Raw genomic sequence first — 20194 nt, forward strand, 5'->3', positions numbered from 1 at the left:
GGCGGTTCGGATAAAATTAACATCTACTTTCAAGCTTGATCTATGCAATGTCGGCTGTGTGGTCATCTGTAGATATGAATTATGAGATGAATTGGAAAAAGAACCGGGAAAACTGGGAAATGAATCTATAGGATTATTGCAATGAGTGGTTTGTTAAAAAAAGCATTGGGGTTATTTGGCGATCGTCCAGACTCAGAGGTACCAGAAAACCCCTCATCAGAACAGAATTCCTCAAACTTAACTTCATCAGAGACAGAACAACCAGAAATGCTCCCATCAGAGCAACAGTCACCAGCATCTCCTTCCCCTAAACACAATACACAGCCTGCCGATATGACTTCTGAGAACTACTCCGTGAAATATCAGTGGGTTTATAACTTAACACCAACTAATTGCCAGGAGTTTGAGGCACTGACATTTCCTAGCCTTCAGAAACGGTGGCAAACCCATCAGCAACGAGGTAATCTCGGTGGCGTTGTCGCGATCGTGGGTGGAGTAATGGTTGGGTTAGCGATCGTTGATCTTTTCCCGGAAGGTGCGGAAGTTCTTTCTCTGTTTGTTGTACCTGAATACCGACAACACGGCATTGGTGCTCAACTACTCCATTATGTGGAAACAGCATTACGTCGGCTTAAATGTCCCCAAGTTCAAATTCGCTATCGAGTCAGCGATTTGACCAATCAGGCGCTCGAAGCTATCCTAAACCATCAAGGATGGCAGGCTCCCAAAACCGATTTTCTCATTACCAAAACGACGATCGAAGCGCTCAAGCAAGCACCTTGGGTGTATCAATACCCACTGCCACCTAAATTTACCGTTTTTCCCTGGCTCGAATTAACCAAAGCAGAACGGGGGGGTATCTTACACCGCCGCTCCTATCCCGAAAGCCTCAATCCTTTTCATTCCGATCCTCGGCTTGAACCGATCAATAGCTTAGGCTTGCGTTATCAAGGTGAAGTGGTTGGTTGGACAATCAACCATCGTGTGGCTACCGATACAATTCGCTATTCCACAATGTACGTTGAGCCTCAGTTTCAGCGCTTGGGACGCGGATTTTCGCTTCTAACTGAAGCAATTAAACGCCAAATTGAAAGCGGGATTCCTTATGCGACGACTGCTGTTTCGAGTGAGAATTTACCGATGCTGCGCTGCACTGATCGTTATTACAAACCCTATGCCACTTATCTTTCTGAGTCTCGTTCTAGCTATAAAGTCTTAGATTAGTCTTAATTCAGAGGGATGTCAGTTTCTACATCCCTCTGAATTCGTTAAGGCTTTGTTTATACTGTTATCTGAAACTTAGTTTTCAGCAGCGATCGGTAAGCTTCAAGCAGCCCGTACCAGTTGGAAAGTGCTTGAGCGATTAGCTTTGAGCGATCATCAATTTCAACAACCGATAACTCATAGTGGAAATTGCCAGAAAAGAGCAGTCCTGAAATTTGCGAGTCGTCGGACAACCGCAATTGAGTTGGATGAATGCTGAGTTGGAAGCGGCAGTCGTCGAGCAGGTAAGACAAATTAAGTGAAGCTTGCATTGGTTCACGTCCAAACTGCTGCCATTCGCCCGGAGAGAGCAGCGTTTCTAGCAAATACTTCCGAGCACCATCCGCTTGATCTTGGAAGGTCACGATTCGTTTGGGATTGATACCGATCGCTTGATAATCAACCTTGGGCATCGTTTCAACAAATTTCGCTGCCATTCTGGCGATCGCGATGTCTTCCTGAGCTTTGCCGTTGATGGATTCGGAGAATGAGATTTTGCCAGGTTCAACCAGAAGGCTAATCCCATTTTGAAAGACCAGTTGTGTGACTTGCTGAGAAGTTACGGAATTTCGAGCCAGTTGCCACTCGCGAGGAACAATGCCGCTAAAAACAAAGAATTCTGGATTGAGCAGTGCCGCGCTTAGTTCATTGGCGACGATCACAATCGAAAGCTCCTGGATATCGATTGAGTTTTCTGAAGTGAGTTGGGGTGCGGCTTGCTCTAGGGATTGCTCAGAAGACTTCTCCAATACTAAGGCTGTATCCATTCAGACTGTCCTCAAAATTTTTGATGTTTTTATCATGCCCCTATCATTTATGAAGATTCCGATTGTCTTCGCTCTGAAATGAAAAAAGATGAGTATAAACGGTGAATGCTAAGCGTCATTGAAATATAGGCAACTTACCGGAGTCAGAAACGTGAATTTGTATGAGATCAATATGAGTTTTTGTCAGCTATTTTGCTGTGCACTTCTTAATATTTCGTAAGCTAATATTTTTCAGGATTTCAGTATTTCTACCTTCACGCAAGTGATCAATTTACCTCATTATAGGTAGATAATACTGAATTTATAAGCGTGTTGAGATCGCAAAGTCTAGCGACCTGCTCCACAGTAAAACCCGATCGTAACAGCGCTGCTTAATGTGCTAGAGCCGTTGTAGACATTGAACGCTCTGATTTATAGAGTCCTTCTGTACAAGACCAAGACTCAACAGATCGCCCTTGTCAAATAGGCAGAAGCTTCAATTCCGCGAGCTTTTGCCTATTACTGCTGGCTCTAAATTGTGTTGCCCTGTTGATTCACTTTCATAACTTCGCAGTCTTTTTTCTCAGGGGATTGAACGATGAGTTCCGATTTTAACCGCGCGTCTTTTTCTGATGCTAAGTCTTTCAAGCAACTAACAACTTCACCAGTCGAACTGCAAACAGGACTTACAAATCAGTCGCCGTGGGCAAACATTCCTCATGCGTTCTCCCTCTCAACTTCTCAGCAGTCTAGTCTCTTCAGCGGCGAATTTGAGACTCCATCAGACACAACACAAGGACTTGAAGCTGAACTGAGAACGGGAAGCAGTGACATCATTCGTCAGAATGCAGACCGTTCTTTTCCGATCGTTCCCTGGTCAAACGCGACAACCAGCACACCAAACAGTGTTGCGCCCTACACAAATTGGGATCAGGAGCTATTCTTTGTCGATAGCACGGTAGAGGATGCAGCCAGCCTCCTCGCCGGAATTTCTTCTAATCAAATCATCTATTTAAATGCAGCACAGGATGGTGTTGAGCAGATCACTGAGGCTCTAGCCCAACGGCAGGGAATTTCTGCGATCCATATCATTTCTCACGGCGATTCAGGTTCGCTGCGATTAGGTAATGCTGACCTGAGTGGGGAAACGCTCGATCGCTATCGCGACAGCTTACAAGCCTGGAAAACTAGCCTGACCGACGATGCTGATATTTTGATTTATGGCTGTGATGTGGCAGCAGGAGAGCAAGGGCAAGCAGTTATCACGCAAATCAGCCAGCTAACCGGGGCAGATGTTGCCGCATCGGATGATTTGACCGGGAATGCAGCACTGGGTGGAGACTGGATTCTAGAATTTGGTGCAGGGACGATCAACACAAGCGTCCTATTCAATATTGACTATCAGCACATTCTGGCAACCGCTTCTCTCACCAATGGCAAATTTGTGTATTCGACGACCGGTGAGACAGGAGTTGAGAAGAACCAGCTCACGGTTTCGATCAGTGGTAGCAATCTCATCGTCACAGACAATGACCAAGATTCATATTCGATTGGGATCTCCGGATCTGATATCAAAATCATTAATACCTATAGCGTCAGTGTAGCGCTCAGCACCATCACATCTTTTGAGATTAATACAGGAAATAGTGATGACACGATCACCTTCTCTCCAGATTTCAGCAGCTTCTTGAACGCTGTCAATATCAGCATTAATACAGGGATGGGGTCGGATACCATTACGTTTGACACCGTAGTTAACACCCAAGGCGGAACCCTGTCGATCGAGACTGGCGATGATGGTGACACGATTACCTTCAATCAAGCTGTCGATACGAAGGGCGCAAGTTTTAGCATCAATAGTGGTAATGGGGGAGATACCATTACGGTTAATGCTGCAATCAGCACCCAAGGTGGAACCTTTACGATCAATGCTGGCGATGATGGTGACACGATCACGCTCAACCAAGCTGTCGATACAAAGGCTGGTTCTTTCAGTCTTAGTGGAGGCGGCGGAAACGATACGTTTAACGTTAACAACACGATCTCTACAGCAGGTGGAGCTGTCAGTCTTAACGGAGGCGACGGAAACGATACGTTTAACGTTAACAACACGATCTCTACGGCAGGTGGAGCTGTCAGTCTTAACGGAGGTGACGGAAACGATACGTTTAACGTTAACAACACGATCCCTACGGCAGGTGGAGCTGTCACCATTAGTGGGGATAGTGGAAACGATACAGCTACGATAAACGCAAGTGTCTATACACAGGGCGGCAATCTCAGTATTGAGGCGAACACGTTAACTGTGAAGGCTGGCAACAATCTTTCAACCCGTAAAACCTCCGGAGCAGATCACTCCACAGCAACTTCTACAGGCAATTCTGGTGCGATCTCCTTAATAGGTGAACAAATTACGATCGGATCAAAAGACAGTGCACTTTACACCGGACTGTACTCTCAAGTCGAGACCGGAAGTACTTACAAAGCAGGCGACATCAAGATTAACGTCAGCGAGACTGCGCTCACGACACTCGATCCGACGGACACCAGCAACGCGACGATCGATCTCAATAAAGTAATCCTGAAGGGAAACAATGTTACTTTCTCTGCCACTGCGGATTATGCTCAAACATTTGATGATAGTAGTTCGGTCGCAGGCTGGGCAGTTAGCTTTTTAGACAACTATTCTCTGGTGGGAGGTGGAGCGGTTTCCAAATCCACCGCAACGATTACAGCAGATTACTCCACGCAAATTACCGGTGCTGATGTCAGTATGTCTGCGAGCGCGACCACCGAGGCAATCATTCAGCCTCTTTTCTCTTACATTTTGGGTGCTGCCTACGCTAAAGCGGATTCCACTGCGAAAGTGACATTTGCAGGAAAGATCACCGCCACCAGTAACGTTTCTATTTCTACACTGACTGATAACACGGTTAGTGCTCAATCCAGTACCTCCAAGTGGGACAGTTCAAATGCCGTGCCAATTCGGCAGCCTCCGCAGCAATTACCGAACTCTACAGTAACTCCACCGCACAAATTACCGACCAAGCTTCGATCTCAGCAGGCGGAAATGTCAGTGTCACAGCGAAAACGATCGATCGTAACTACACCAGCGCTAAATCAAGTACTAGTTCGAATGGAACACTTGCGGTTGCTGCTGCTGTTTCATTAGAGGATGGCAGCACAAATGCATTGATGGATGGTCAGGTCACGGCTGGAGGCAGTATTACTGTCGAAGCAAGCCAGAAGAATGAGGATGTTCAAAGTATCCTCACAGGTGGCAGTAGCTTGACAGGTGGGAGTGGGGTGAGTGCTGTTGCGGGTGTCAGTGAGCTCAAGGGTGATGTGTTCTCTGGAATTCAGAGCAGCGTTGGAGCAGGGCTTTGGAGTGCAATTGCCTCCTTGGGATCATCAGAGTCCTCTCAGGCTAGCAGTAAGACGAAAGGAAAGACCCCCAGCTTTCAGATTGGGGCTGCTTTCGCTTATATCGATGACACGAACAATGTCACGGCTCGCATTGGAGATACTTACAAACCTGGTGAGACTGCGGCAGCAAACGTCACGGCTAAATCGGGTAGCATCACTGTCGATGCTACGGCTGAATATCGGCCTAATGTCACAGCGAGTTCGATGCTAGATGACTCCGGCAGCAGTTCATCCGGCGGCAGTTCATCCAGCTCCTCTAGCGGTTCTTCAGGTAGCACATCCTCTAGCAGCTTTGCGGGTTCGGCAGGTGTTGCGATCGGAGACTACACCAATAACGTTACTGCTTATATTGGCAGTTCGGCAACCGTTAACGCTTATAAGAGCTTATCGGTAACGGCTAACACGCTGAATAACTATAGCGCTGAGTGGGGCGTTAACCTCGTCGAACCTTTTACTGGGACTGGAGACTGGTATACCAAGGCGGGTACGTTCGTCAATAATTTATCGGGTTATCTTAACAATAACTTGGGTTTAGATAACTACGTATTTGATTCCTGGAGCCAAGCAACAGCCAGTGCCGAGAGCAAATTGGCAGCAGCCGGTGCCGTGACTGCTCTATCCTTGGATCATACAAGCAAAGCCTATATCGATCAAAACGCCAAAATCAACCAAGACACGACGCTGCGATCAGATCAGCAAACCGTGATGGTTGAATCTAATAGTATTAATGAATCTGTTCACTTTGGCGGTAACATTGCTCTACCTGGAGTATCCTGGAACGGCAAAACTTCGTCTGCACACTTTAGTATTGGTGGAGCTGGCGCAAGCGCGAGTAACGCAGTAGGTGGAACAGTATTGGTGCTGGACTACATAAACGATGTCTCCGCTCGAATTGAGGATGGAGTGACATTGTATGCCGATAGCCTAAAGGTGAATGCTGATAGCAAGACGATGAGCATTGATATTGCGGCTTCTGGCGGTAAGGCTGACAAGTTTGGCTTTAATGGCGCAGGCACTTGGGTCTTTGTCGATAATACAACCACTGCACAAATTGATGACGGGGTGACTCTGGTGGTTGGAGACAACCTCGTGAGTGGTTCAACCGCAAGTTTAGTCGTAAGCGCCGAGGACACCAGCGATGTCATCAATATCATGGGCGGAATTTCCGTCAGTGACAGTATCGGTATGGGAGTCACAGTTGGGTTCAATACGATTGATCGTAATACCCGTGCTGTAATCGGTAATTTAAGTGGTTCTGGTGAAACTGATCAAGCCACATCAATTAGTAGCAGTGGCAATGTCAAAGTCAATGCGAAGAATGATGGGTATATTGGTTCTTTCTCTCTAGCCTCGGCAGTTTCCACAGGTGGTGATGTCACCAACCATTCAGATGGCACGACTACAGGTTCCACAAGCTATGGAGTAGGCATCTCCGGAGACGTAGCATTTAACGAAGTTACAGACACCACCGAGGCGTATTTGCGGGATGTCAAAGTCACGACGACGAATCAATCGACTGTCAGCGTCACGGCTAACAATGATAGTGAAATCATGGCGATCGGTGGCTCGGTTGCCCTGACGATTGGAAATAACTATAAATCCACAAGCTCATTGGGCTTAGCAGGCTCCTACGGTCAAAATATCGTCAGTCAGACTACCAATGCCTACCTGGAAAACACAACACTTACAAATCCCAAGACTTTTACCGTCACTGCCACCAACACGAGTGAAATTTATGCTGTTGTCGCAGGTGGATCGGGAGCAGCGAATTCTGATCTGAATACAGGCATCGCTGGCGCAGTCACCATCAACGAAATTACCAATACCACCAAAGCTTATATTGCCAATTCCACAACGACGATCGCAGGTGCGATTACCGTCAGTGCTACGGATAGTTCCACCTTGCATGCTGATGCTGGCGGAGTTGCGTTGGCGATCGCATTCAAGCCTGAATCAAATGCGGCCTCCCTAAGTGCAGGGGTAGGCGTATCTGTTAACGATGTCACGAATACTGTGAGTGCCTATGTTGATAAATCTACACTCACTGCTGCTGGAAACGTTGCCGTAACAGCGACATCGACAGGAACAATCGATGCCTTTGCTCTGGGGGGAGCAGCCTCCGTCAGCTCCAATGCTTCTCTAATGGCTTTCAGCTTTTCTGGTGCTGGGGCGGGTGCAGATAATGACATTGAGAATACCATCAGTGCTTACGTTACAAATAGCAGCACTATTACAACGTCTAACAGTGGAACGATTTCAATTACTGCTACCGATAACAGCACTATCACTGCCGATAGCGGGGGATACTCGATTGCCTTTAGCCGCAGTTCGGCGAGTGCATCTGGTTCTGTTGGTGTGGCGATCGCCAATAACGATATTCAGAACACGATCAGCGCTTACGTTGATCAGTCCACTCTGAACTCGACCGGCGCAGTTGATATCACGGCACAGTCGACGGCAGAAATCGATGCGCTGAGTATTGGGGGTTCGGCTGCTGGATCGTCTGGCTATTTAGGCAGTCTGAGCATCAGTGGCGCGGGTGCGGGCACGACCAATAGCATCGACAATAAAATCTCCGCCCAAGTGAAGAACACTGCAACAATCACAACGTCTAATAACGCGGCAGTCACAGTGAAGGCAACAGACGGCAGCCTGATTACCGCAGATGCCGGTGGCGTAGTGATCGCAGGAACACTGGGCAATGGTTCGAGCGCATCATTGTCGATCGGCGCTTCTATCGCCACCAATAAGATTGGGTTAGAGCGCGGCCACACAATTCAAGCTCTCGTTGACAATGCAACTATCAATGCTGCTGGCAATGTCGGACTAACTGCGAGCTCTACTGCCACGATTGATGGCTTAGCTTTCAGTGGAGCAGCCGCCGTTTCCGGCTCTACAGGAGGCGGAAATATCAGCCTTGCAGGATCTGGAACTGGCATTGAGAATACAATTAAGGCGACGATCGCAGCAGGGATTCAAAACGGTGGAAAAGTCACGACTGTCGAAACGGTTACTCTGACTGCGACTGATGATAGTGAGATTACGGCTGATGCTGGAGCGGCTAGCCTCGCAATCGGTGTGAGTGGAGATGGATCTGGTGCTGTATCTATCGGAGTTGCGATCGCCAATAACGAGATCAACAATACGGTCAAAGCCTTTGTCGATAAAGGAACAGTCACTGCAGGCGATTTGAATCTCTCCGCTTCGTCTAGCGCTCTAATTGATACCAAAGGTATCGCAGGGGCCGTTTCCGTTGCAGCTAGCGGTGGAGCATCCTTGAGTGGTGCGGGAGCCGGGACAGGGGTAACGAATACCCTGCGGAACACTATTCAGTCTTACATCCAAAACGGCAGTACAATCACCACCAAGACGGATGCAAATAATGGTGGTGATCTCAATTTCAGCGCGATCGACGATAGCACTATTGAAAGCGTCGCCATCGGTGGAAGCATTGCCATCTCTGGGAGTACAGGTGCAGCCTTTAGCTTGGCAATCGGGGCTGTAACAATGACCAATACGATCGACAACACGGTTCAGTCGTTCATTGGTCAAAATTCAACCGACAGCACGAGCATTAGCGCAGGAGATGATATTGCCCTGACAGCGCAGTCTAAGCTGACCATGACGCAAAATACTGCCGTTGCTGCGTCGCTCTCCGCAGGAGTTGCGCCAACCAGTGCCAGCTTCAGCGGCGCTGGCGCTAGCGTTACGACGACTACAACGAGTGATATAGCGGCCTTTATCCGCAACGTAAATACGTCGACCAATAGCTACAACGTACAAGCAGCAGACGCAATTACTCTAACAGCCAACGATGCCTCCAATCTTGATCCGACTATTGGCAGCGGTGCGCTAGTTGCAAGCATGGTCGGTGCATCAGTTGGTGTATCTATCACTGATACAACTGTAAACAATACAGTTCAAGCCTACATCGACAATGCAAAAGTCTCTTCTACCAATGGCAATCTCAGTCTCACAGCGACCTCGTCACCCGATATCGATGCCCTGGCGGTTGCGACTTCGGTGGCTGCAAGCATAGGTGGAGCTGGGGCAGGCGCAGAAGCGACCGCAACCGTGAAGTCTACAGTCGAAGCTCGAATTGGCTCTGGCAGTAGCGTGAAGGCGAAAACTATTAATGTCACGGCTGATAGTACTGATGACGTCACAACTGATGCCTATGGCACGGGCGCAGGCGTAGTTGCGATCGGAGCGGCCGTTGCAGACTCCAAGACCCAAAGCACAACGAAAGCCCATGTTACTGGAGCGCAGATTACTGCGACGAATCTCAATATCAGCAGTACTGGTGACGGCAAGGTTGATGCTGGCGTGATGTCGCTTGCGGGAGGCGTGTGGGCTTCTGGATCAGGTAATAGTGCGGATGCAACGTTTGATTCCACCGTACAAGCCTACATTGGAGATTCAACGACAGTCACCCTCACAGGCAATCTCAACATCACCGCTACCGCGCAACCCGATGTGGATGCGACTGCTTTCGGCTTGAGTGTATCCGGACTCTTACAGGTGGGCTATTCTGCTGCAACCGCTGAAGTGACACCTCAGATCGACGCTTACATTGGCAATGGCAGTACAATTAGTGCGAGTAATTTGACTCTCCTCGCGCAACAAAGTCTACCAACTAGCGGAGATGCTGCCTATGCCAAGGCAACAGGATCGGGAGGCGCAGTATTTGGTTCACTCAACGCTAGCGAAAGTACTGCCACCAATTCAGGACAGGTCAGCGCCTATGTTGGTAAGTATAGTAACTTAACGATTACCAATACTGCTTCGATTAAAACAGATGCCGACAGCCAGCAGACAGCAGAAGCAGATGGCTACAATGCTGGGGCATTAGCACTGGGCAACAATATTGCTAGTGCTGAGTCAAGCCTGACGACACAAGCCTATTTGGACAATGGAGTCAATGTCACGGCTAAGGATTTGAAGATTCAGGCGATCGGTAACGATTACAACTACGCAAACGCGATCGCGGGTGGTGGCGGTGTGATTTCTGGGCAGGCAGCGACAGGTTCGACGGACAGTGCAAGTACCGCTAAGGTTCGCATTGAGGATGGAGATACCACGAGCGGCAATGTAGAAATCAAGATCAGTAACGCGATCGACATTCTGGCTGACCAAACCACGAAATTCAACAGCAAAGCCAACAGTGTAAATGCTTCGGTGGTTGGTGGGAGCGGCGCTTACACTGAGAACACAGTGAATTCCACCGCAAGCGTCACGATTGGCGTTGATCCGGACAATACCGTTCAGAATTTAGTGATCAACGCTGCCAGCTTGACCGTGAATGCAATTCAGACCATTCTCAAGCCAGAGCTGGTTGACGAAACCGCGGAGTCAGCATCGGGAGGTGTCATTGATGCACCCGCTGCATCGAGCACAACGACGATTAATAACTCGACGACGATTACGATCGGCGACAGCTCGACCAGCAATAACTTTGACACCACGATTTCCACCACAGGCGATATTACCTTAAACGCGCTGAATACAGTCTATGCTTGGGACGATACGCTGCTCGATAGCGGTGGCGTCGTCTCGGTTGCCCGATCAAACTCGAAGGTAGAGCAAAAGACCAACGAAGCGGTGATCACAATCCAGGATGCCAACCTGTATAGCGATGGTGAGATTACCCTTTCAACGCGAGCAGAGGTTGAGTTTGATGTCACTGCCAGCGCTTCTAGTTATGGAGTGGCTGGCGTTCCTTCTGCCTATTCAACGGCAACCACGAATACTAAAAACCAGATTCAACTCAAGAATGGAGCGTATCTGCGCTCTGAGAAAGATGTCAATCTTTTGGCAGGGCAGAATGCTGATGGGGACACTAACGTAATCAACATCAATGCCCGCTCCAATGTCTGGAATTACACGGCTGCTCCAATTAGTAGTGCTGGGTCATCGGATGCTTCTGTCACTTTAGAGAACACAATTACGATCGACGCAGGTGCCCAGATCTTGACGGTCAATGACACCAATCTGCTCACGACAGAAGGCGATGTCGAAGCGGTAGGAGTCCTGAAGAGCCAAGACGGTTACGAAGAGCTTGTCGGAAACTTGTCAGGTGCATCGGTTGCAGACATTAAACGCACAGTTGACAATATCAAGCGTACAACGGGTGTTACGGTCAATGGCACGGTCGAGGTCAGTATTGAGAACCAGGAAACGCTGACGATCGATGAAAGCTTGAACCTGAACTCAAAAACAACCGTGAATGGTGTCAGCGTCTACCCGATCAATATCACGCAGCAGACTGATGGCATTGGCACTGTCACTCTTAGCGTCGAGAATGTTTACAACACCATTAGTCAACGGATTCTGCAACTTAAAGAGCTGAAAGCCGCTTACGCTGGTGACGTCAGTACCGTTGCCTCCTACACCTCCGAGATTGAATATTGGGAAATCAAACTGGCAGAACTGGGATCTGTAACGCAGGTTACGTATATTGATGTACCAGATATTACGGTGAAGGTGGGCGATATCCGCGTTACAGGCGACTACCTCAAGGGTAGCGGCCTGTTGAATTCGCCTGGCGATGCCAAAATTCTTATTACAAATGGTAGCCCCTACTACTTGCGGGTTAACGATCTCAATATCCCAGAAATTGCAGGGGGACGAATTCTCTTCAATACTGCTTCGGTCACGAGTAATGCGACGATCAATAGCCGGAATACAAGCGGCAATACCGCTAATTTCAGCCAAATCACGACATCAGCCAGTAGCGATGAAGCCCTGATTAGTGTAGAAAATACTTACGATCCGACCTTTGCCGTGCAGAAGAGCCAGTTTACTGCTCTGGGCGTGAGTACACCAGCGGCTCCTGATTTGGAAGTTCTTGGGTCTGTGTCCAACTTCAAAGGCACGGTCAGGTTGACGAACGATGAAGGAAGCATTGTCGTCACGGGTAGCCTCAATGCAAAAACTATTGATATTAACTCTGGCAGCGACTTTGTCTTAAGCGACAATGGCACGGTGTTTGAATTCAATCCCTCTAGTAAAGTCAACGTCTCCAACAATACAATCACGATCGCTAGCCATGGATTGAAGACAGGCGAGCAAGTGTTCTATCAAAACGGCGGTGGTACAAGCATTGGTGGATTGATAAATGCTCGTAGCTACTTCGCGATCGTTGTTGATAGCAACACAATCAAGCTTGCCTCCACTGAAACCGATGCCTCCGCGAATAAGGCAATCGATCTGACCAGTGTAGGGAGCGGCACTCAGAGTCTTAGCCTCACAGATGATCTGGGCTTCCTACATGTAGGTGGCGATCCGCGTAGCCAATTATCCGGTACCGCCAGCACTTATGAAACTGGTAGTGCAACCACTGGGAGCTCCTCTGTAGATCCCAGCAGTGCCAGCAGTATTACCGCAAGCAATAACGTCTTTATTAATGCTCGCTATCTCAACATCAACGGTGTGATCCAGAGCGGAATGCCCGATCGTAGTCTTACCCTCAGCGACACACTCAACTCTACGATTTTTGGTTTCAAATTCAGCTATGATCTCGCCAGAATGTTTGGTGGAACGCCCTCCACCAAGTACCTCACTCTGTCTACCGATACAGACGGCACTGGCATTGATGCCAAATACAACGCTGAAACAAACCGCATTGAATTAGACAATGTCTCGATCGAAGGCGGTTACATGCAGTTGACTGGGCATATCCTCAGTACAGGCGACGGCAACCTGAAAGTGATGGATGGCTTTGGGCGGATCAACATCGTCAACAACACGAGCTTTGATATTGCGCTCAACAGCATTGACACGGGTGGCAGCGGCATCGAAGGAAAACTCAAAATTATTGATACTGCTCGAACGGGAGCAGATGGCGAAGCTCTCGTCACAACCTATACCCATGTTGGCAATAATGTCACGATAACTGACACCTCAATATCTGGCGGCAAGACGACCACGACTTCCAATTCCCGTAGCGCCAGCTACAGCCCCCTTGCAAACCAACGTTATACCTGGGTGACCGGGCAATCTAGCCTCACTGAAACAGTAAAAACTTATGCCAAATCGAATGTCTGGGGAATTGATGAACTCGCAAAAGATCCTGGAACAGAGATCGAGTCGCATACTACACTGCTGGATGAAACGCCGCTGTTAGAAGGAACTTATGTTGAAACCGGCACCAGCAGCAATCTATACAACTACAGCCGCGAAGTAGTGACCACGAGCAACAGTCAACTCGTGGATCAGGATACCTGGAAAACTACAAGCGGCTGGTGGGTCTTTAAGTCAACTACCTACTATCGCCGCGATACCTATCAGAAAGGTCAGAAGACAATCAATACTCACAGCTACAAGGCTGATTCTCCAATCGCCGTGACCTTCGTTGGCTATGACACGGGTTCGATCAGTGTGACCTCTACCTCGAACATTCTGATTTTAGATTCAGTCACCAACGAGGGTGGCACCACGACTCTCAAATCCACTTCTGGTTACATTGGCAACCTGTCCACGGCAGGCACGATTACCAGCAATAGCCTAGTGCTCTCCGGCAGCAAATTAGAGGGTTTGAAGACTGACGTGAATCAGTTGCAATTTACGGCAACTGGGGATGTATCCATTACTGATACTGCAGGCGATGTGACGATTTCTGGTGAAAGTTATTCTTCATCCGGTAAAGTCACACTGTCTACAGAAGGCTCACTGCTGAGCGCAGGTGCGGGCACTTATGATATTAAGGGTTACGCGATCGATCTGACTTCTGAGAGTGGCTCGATCGGCTCCTCCACTCGGTCACTTCGCGTGAATTCTGGTATTAAAACTAACGCGACGCTCAGTACCGCCGATGGCGTCTCTGGTCTCACGCTAGATGCCGCGGATGATATCTACCTGGAGGAAACGGATGGCGATCTTTATCTCGTCAGCGCTAAGGCGGGAAGCAATATTACCCTCAATGTGACCAAGGGTGGACTGATTGACAACAACCTGTCAGAAACGCTCGATCCTTACTCCCAAGCCCAGCTCGAAAGTCTCTGGTCGCAAGTTGGTTTGACGACCGATCGTAGTTCTAAGGCGATCGCCAGCTTCAAGCAACAGGCAGAGCAGCTTTATGATACCTACTGGAACTATCGCAACGTCAAATCCAGCGTGAATGCAGCAGGTCAAATAGTCTATACCGCTGACGACTACAACGCCAACTTCTCTTACAGTTACAGTGATACTGCGAAAGCCCAACTGCGTACGCTCGGCTACACTGATAGCGCGATCGCTGCGATGGCAGCAGAGAAAACCGCACAGCATCACACCCTCCATCAGTTGTTCAGTGGCGGTAGTGTGACCCTAACCGGCAATGATGCTTACATATCTACTGTCATTACTGACCTGTTTAAGGACAGTGACTTCACCGGCAAGAACCTGACCACCGTCAGCACTTACAGCCCCACGTTAATCGAGTCGAAGTATAACGTCAGCACTAGTCAGCAAGGCAGCCTTAGTCAAGGCAGCAAGTGGAGCCTGGATCAACTGAAAAATACGGTTGCCGCCGGATTGTTTGGTTCCGTAACAGATACGCAGTACATGGTCGAGGATCCAAATATCACAGCCGGTGGCGACATCACGATCACAACGAGCGGTGGTGTTGGTCGCGCTGAAGGTACAGTCGTGATCGATAACTGGAGCAGTATTAAAAACTGGGCGACCGATCTGACCGAAGCTCAACGTCTTGCGCTCAGCTATGCAGAGCGCGATGATATCACCTACTATGATGCATCGGGCAACAAGATTAGTGATCTGAGCAAATCGGGCACCTCGATCGCCAAGGTTTCCATCAGCCTCAAGCAAGATGTAGACATCAATACGACTGGGGAAATTAACCTCACGGCTGGCGGCAATGTCTTCCTAGGGTCTGAGCAAGACATTAACCTCGATCAGGTTAAAGCGGGCAGCGAAGTGCGGATTAAGGCTGCTAAAGGCATTGTCAACGTGGCTGCGTCAGGAGCAGTCAACGTTACCAGCGGAGGTGATCTGGTTCTAGAGGCCGGAAGTGCCAGCATAGGGACTAGCACCACTCCAATTACGATCGACCTCAAAGATAACGCTTACTACTACAATGGCAAGCTCTATCTTCTGAGTAGCTCGGCCACCTGGGAAACGGCTCAAACCTACGCTCAGAGTCTAGGCGGCAACTTAATCACAATCAATGATGCAACCGAAGAAGCATGGTTGAAGTCGACATTCGGCTCAACAGAAAGCTTCTGGATTGGCTTGACTGACAAGGTGACGGAAGGCACTTTTGCTTGGGCAAATGGTGAAACTACAACCTATCGTAACTGGGCAGCAGGTGAACCGAATAATTCCAATAATGAGGATTATGTCTCCATGAACTTTGGCAGTAATCGCCAATGGAACGATAACTCCTCAACCGCAACGATGCGCGGCATTGTAGAAATCGGTTCTCTTGGCGCTAACTTGACCGCTCGTGCGAAGACAGATATCTATGTCGCAAATAGCGGCAACCTCAATATCAGTGAAGTCTATGCTGGAAATATTCTCAGTCTGTCTTCGACAGGGGGCATTATCGATGCCAACAATAATGCTGATGCCAATCTCCAAAGTGACTTCCTGACACTAACTGCCCCATCTGTAGGAACCCCTACGAACGCAGTCGACTTCGCGGATGATACAGAAGTCAAGTTGAATACGACTCAGAATGTATATTTGCAAACCCTTGGGGATCTGAGCGTCGATGTTTTGGGTAGAACAAGTGGAACTGTCAACATCACCGGCGATAGCAGCAACAACATCATTACGCTCTACAGCAGTTCTGACAGCCTCAATTCAACGATAGACATTTCTATTAATGGTGGAAGCGGTAGCGATACCCTGATTGTGAAACCCACCCGTACGGGCGGCACATGGGATCAAACGAACCGAACGATTACGGGTACAGGTTTAGGCACGATCGCTTACAGCAATATTGAAACGGTGAAAATCACGCCGGTTGCTGGAAACGACAGCGCCACGACGACTGAAGCAACCTCGACTACGTTTACTGTCTTGGGCAATGATGTCGACTTTTATCCTGCGAACGCGATCGCAATTTCAGAAATTGGCGGCACCAGCGTCACGGCAGGCCAAACAGTGACCCTGACTTCTGGTGCATTAGTCACCTTCAATGCCAACAACAGCTTCACCTATAATCCCAATGGCAAATTTGAATTCGTTGGAGTGGGCAAGACCGCAACCGATACCTTTACCTACGGTGTAACCAATTCCTCTGGCGGAACGGACACCGCAACGGTCACCGTGACGATCGCTGGGATTAACGATGCGCCCACCGGCGTAGACGATAGTCTGACCACAGATGAAGCGACGACATTGACGATCTCGGCGCTCAGCAATGACTTTGATACTGATATTGGAGACACACTGAGTATCACCCATGCCAATGGTACCGCTGTGAGTGCTGGCTCGATCCTAACGCTGGCGTCTGGCGCGAAGGTGACTTTCAATGCGGACGGCACCTTCAGCTACAATCCGAACGGTAAGTTCGAATATCTAGGAATTGGGAAGACAGCCACCGACAGCTTTCAATACACCATCAGTGACGGCAAAGGAGGCACCAGTATTGCAACCATTAATCTCACAATTACTGGGGTTAATGATGCTCCTACAGCCAAAGCTGACAGCGTGACCACCACCGAAAACTCGACAGTGACCTTCGCAGTCCTAGGTAACGACTCGGATATTGATGTAGGAGATACCCTTAGCGTCACAAAGATAAACGGCGTCACACTGAGTGCTGGTTCTAGTGTCTTGATTGACTCTAAAGCTAAGGTTACGCTGAATGCCAACGGTACGCTCACCTATGATCCAAACGGCAAATTCGAGTATTTGGGCAAGAGTGCAACAGGTACCGATAGCTTCACCTACACTATTAGTGACAGCAAAGGGGGAGTCAGTACCGCAACTATTAATCTCACGATTACCGGAGAGAATGATGCACCTACTGCAAATGCAGATAGTGTGACGACCAATGAAGACATTTCGACTACATTCAGCATCTTGAGCAATGATTTTGATATTGATACGGGTGACACGATTAGTATCAGTCGGATTAATGGCAAGGTTATGGTTCCTGGTTCAACGATTACGCTGACTTCCGGCGCAAAGCTTACTTACCATACCAACCGCACTTTTACTTATAACCCCAATGGTAAATTTGCTGCACTCAACATGGGTGATACAGCGACCGACAGCTTCACCTATACGATTGTCGATGGTAAAGGAGGAAGCAGCACTGCCACTGCTACGATCACAATTAAAGGTGGCAGCTTCTTCGAACGGACAGGAAGTAGCAATCCATTCAACGGTGTCGATGTCGGCTATAACAGCAACATAACATTTGCAGATCTCGATAAAGATGGCGATCTGGATGCGTTTATGGCAGCATCTGAGGGTATCCGCTACTATCAGAATACGAATGGTAGCTTTACCCAAGTCACTGGAACTTCTAATCCCTTGAATGGGGTGTCCGGTGCCTCGATTTCCTTTGCAGATATTGACAAGGACGGCGATTTAGATGCCTTCGTTGGTGATGCTAAGCTCGGTATCAATTACTACCAAAACAACAATGGTAAATTTTCTCTAGTCACTGGTGCTAAGAATCCCTTCAATAACATTTCTGACACTATTGCACCCAGCTTTATCGATATCGATAATGATGGTGACTTAGACGCCTTCGCAGGAAGCATTGACGGCACAATTAAGTTCTATCGCAATACCAATGGCAGCTTTGCTCAAGTGACTGGAAGTGCCAATCCCTTTAATGGGGTAGATTTTGGTGATGACACTAGCATATCCTTTGCTGACGTTGACCTAGATGGCGACTTAGATGCTTTTATTGGGAAATCGGCTGGTATTATTGGCTACTACAGCAACACAAACGGCAACTTTGCTCCATCAAGTAGCAATCCGTTTAATGGGGTAGACGTAGGACAAAATGCAACGATCGCGTTTGCTGATATTAATGGCGATGGCGATTTAGATGCCTTCATCGGTGAATTCGATGGTAATTTCAATTACTTCGAGAACGTCAACACGGCACCTGTTGCCTCGGCTGACAGCACAACAACGAATGAGGATACCGCGATTACCTTTAGTACATTAAGCAATGATTCTGATGCGAATGTTGCCGATACGCTAAGCATCACGAAAGTGAATGGCACTTCCATGACCGCTGGCTCTTCAATTTCTCTCACCTCTGGAGCAAAGGTGACATTGAATGCCAACAAGACCTTTACATACAGCCCGAACGGTAAGTTCGAGTATCTGGGAAGCGGAAAGTCGGCAACGGATAGCTTCACCTACTCGATTAGCGATGGCAGAGGAGGTATCAGCACTGCGACCGTCAGCTTGACGATTACTGGAGTCAACGATGCTCCTGTTACTGTTGCCGATAGCGCAACTACTGATGAAGACACCACGACTACAATCAGCGTACTGAGCAATGACTATGATATGGATACAGATACCTTCAGCATCACTCAGGTGAATGGAGCCGCAATCTCCTCTGGTTCTACAATCACGCTCGGTTCTGGTGCAAAATTGACCATAAATAGTAATGGCACCTTTACCTACAATCCTAATGGCAAGTTCTCGTCCTTGCAGTCGGGGGCAACAGGTAGTGATAGTTTCACCTACACCATTAGCGATGGTAAAGGTGGTACCAGTACGGCAACTGTCTCTCTGTCAATCACTGGATTAACCTTTAGAGAGCGTACTGGTACAGCGAATCCCTTCACCGGGTTAGATGTTGGTGACAAAGCAACTCCTGCTTTTGCAGACATTGATAAAGATGGCGATTTAGATGCTTTTGTGGGATCATCTGATGGAACGATTCGCTACTATCGCAACACCAATGGAAGCTTCACCCAAGTTACTGGAACTGCTAATCCCTTTAATGGAATCACTTGGGGTAATAACAGCAGTATCTCTTTTGCGGATATTGATCGTGATGGTGATTTAGATGCTTTTATTAGCGGAACTAAAGGGGGGATCGGATACTACCAAAATACCAACGGTGTCTTTACTCTGAACACGAATACTACCTTGTTCCCTGGTTTAACCTTCACCACTAATGCTCCTACATTCGCAGACATTGATGGAGATGGCGATTTAGATGCATTCATCACCAATGCAAGTAGCTCGTCTAGCACAACAGGCTCGATCGCGTTCTATCGCAATACCAATGGCAGCTTTACGCAAGTTACCGGAACGGCAAACCCATTCAATGGAATGAGTATTGGTGTTAACACTCGCTATGATTTTGCAGACCTTGATAAAGATGGAGATCTAGATATGTTTGTGGGTGACGACAAAGTTGGCGCTGCCTACTACCGGAATACCAATGGTAGCTTTAGCTATGAGTCAGGTGCGAATCCCTTCGCCAATATCAGTGGCATCGGTTCAACTAGTGCAATTATCTTTGCAGATATAGATAAGGACGGGGATTCGGACGCGATCTTTGGTCAGCAGGATGGCACCTTGAAATACTTAGAAAACAAGTAATCCTGTTGAGCTGTAATGAAGCGATAGCGAATAGGGGCTGCCTCTTTCCACCAGTCCCTTTCGCTCAAAAATTATTGCCGCTTAGGCTATTGCCACCTGAATTTTCGATCGCGTTTCTCTACCCTTCCCGCTAGCGCTCTCTCATTCGAGAAACCTTCTAAGTCTCACAATTGCCTTCTAAATCTCACCGCTTATAAGTTGTGTTTCAAAGCCCCGAAGCCGGG

The 20194-nt window shown here is 48.3% G+C and carries 4 protein-coding genes; 3 read left to right on the forward strand and 1 reads right to left on the reverse strand.

Features of this window, described 5'->3' with window-relative positions; genetic code table 11:
- Nucleotides 1-141: 141 nt before the first annotated feature.
- Nucleotides 142-1224: a GNAT family N-acetyltransferase gene (locus tag NC980_RS14535; RefSeq protein ID WP_190379252.1), complete on the forward strand. Its 1083-nt coding sequence runs from the start codon at nt 142-144 to the stop codon at nt 1222-1224.
- A 56-nt stretch (nt 1225-1280) separates the two neighbouring features.
- Here the strand turns inward: NC980_RS14535 and NC980_RS14540 are convergent, their stop codons facing one another.
- Nucleotides 1281-2030 (reverse strand): hypothetical protein, encoded by a 750-nt coding sequence (locus NC980_RS14540; protein WP_190379253.1) that lies wholly within the window; start codon nt 2028-2030, stop codon nt 1281-1283.
- 577 nt (nt 2031-2607) lie between these two features.
- Here NC980_RS14540 and NC980_RS14545 point away from each other — a divergent pair.
- Nucleotides 2608-5181, forward strand: a complete 2574-nt coding sequence (locus NC980_RS14545; protein WP_242027184.1) for a DUF4347 domain-containing protein — start codon at nt 2608-2610, stop codon at nt 5179-5181.
- 1439 nt (nt 5182-6620) lie between these two features.
- Entirely contained in the window at nt 6621-19970 is a 13350-nt protein-coding gene (locus NC980_RS14550) for an Ig-like domain-containing protein (protein ID WP_242027191.1), read from the forward strand.
- Nucleotides 19971-20194 lie beyond the last annotated feature (224 nt).

Origin of the sequence: Leptolyngbya sp. AS-A5 (assembly GCF_039962495.1) — a bacterium.
In the GTDB taxonomy this organism is placed as follows: Bacteria; Cyanobacteriota; Cyanobacteriia; order Leptolyngbyales; family Leptolyngbyaceae; genus Leptolyngbya.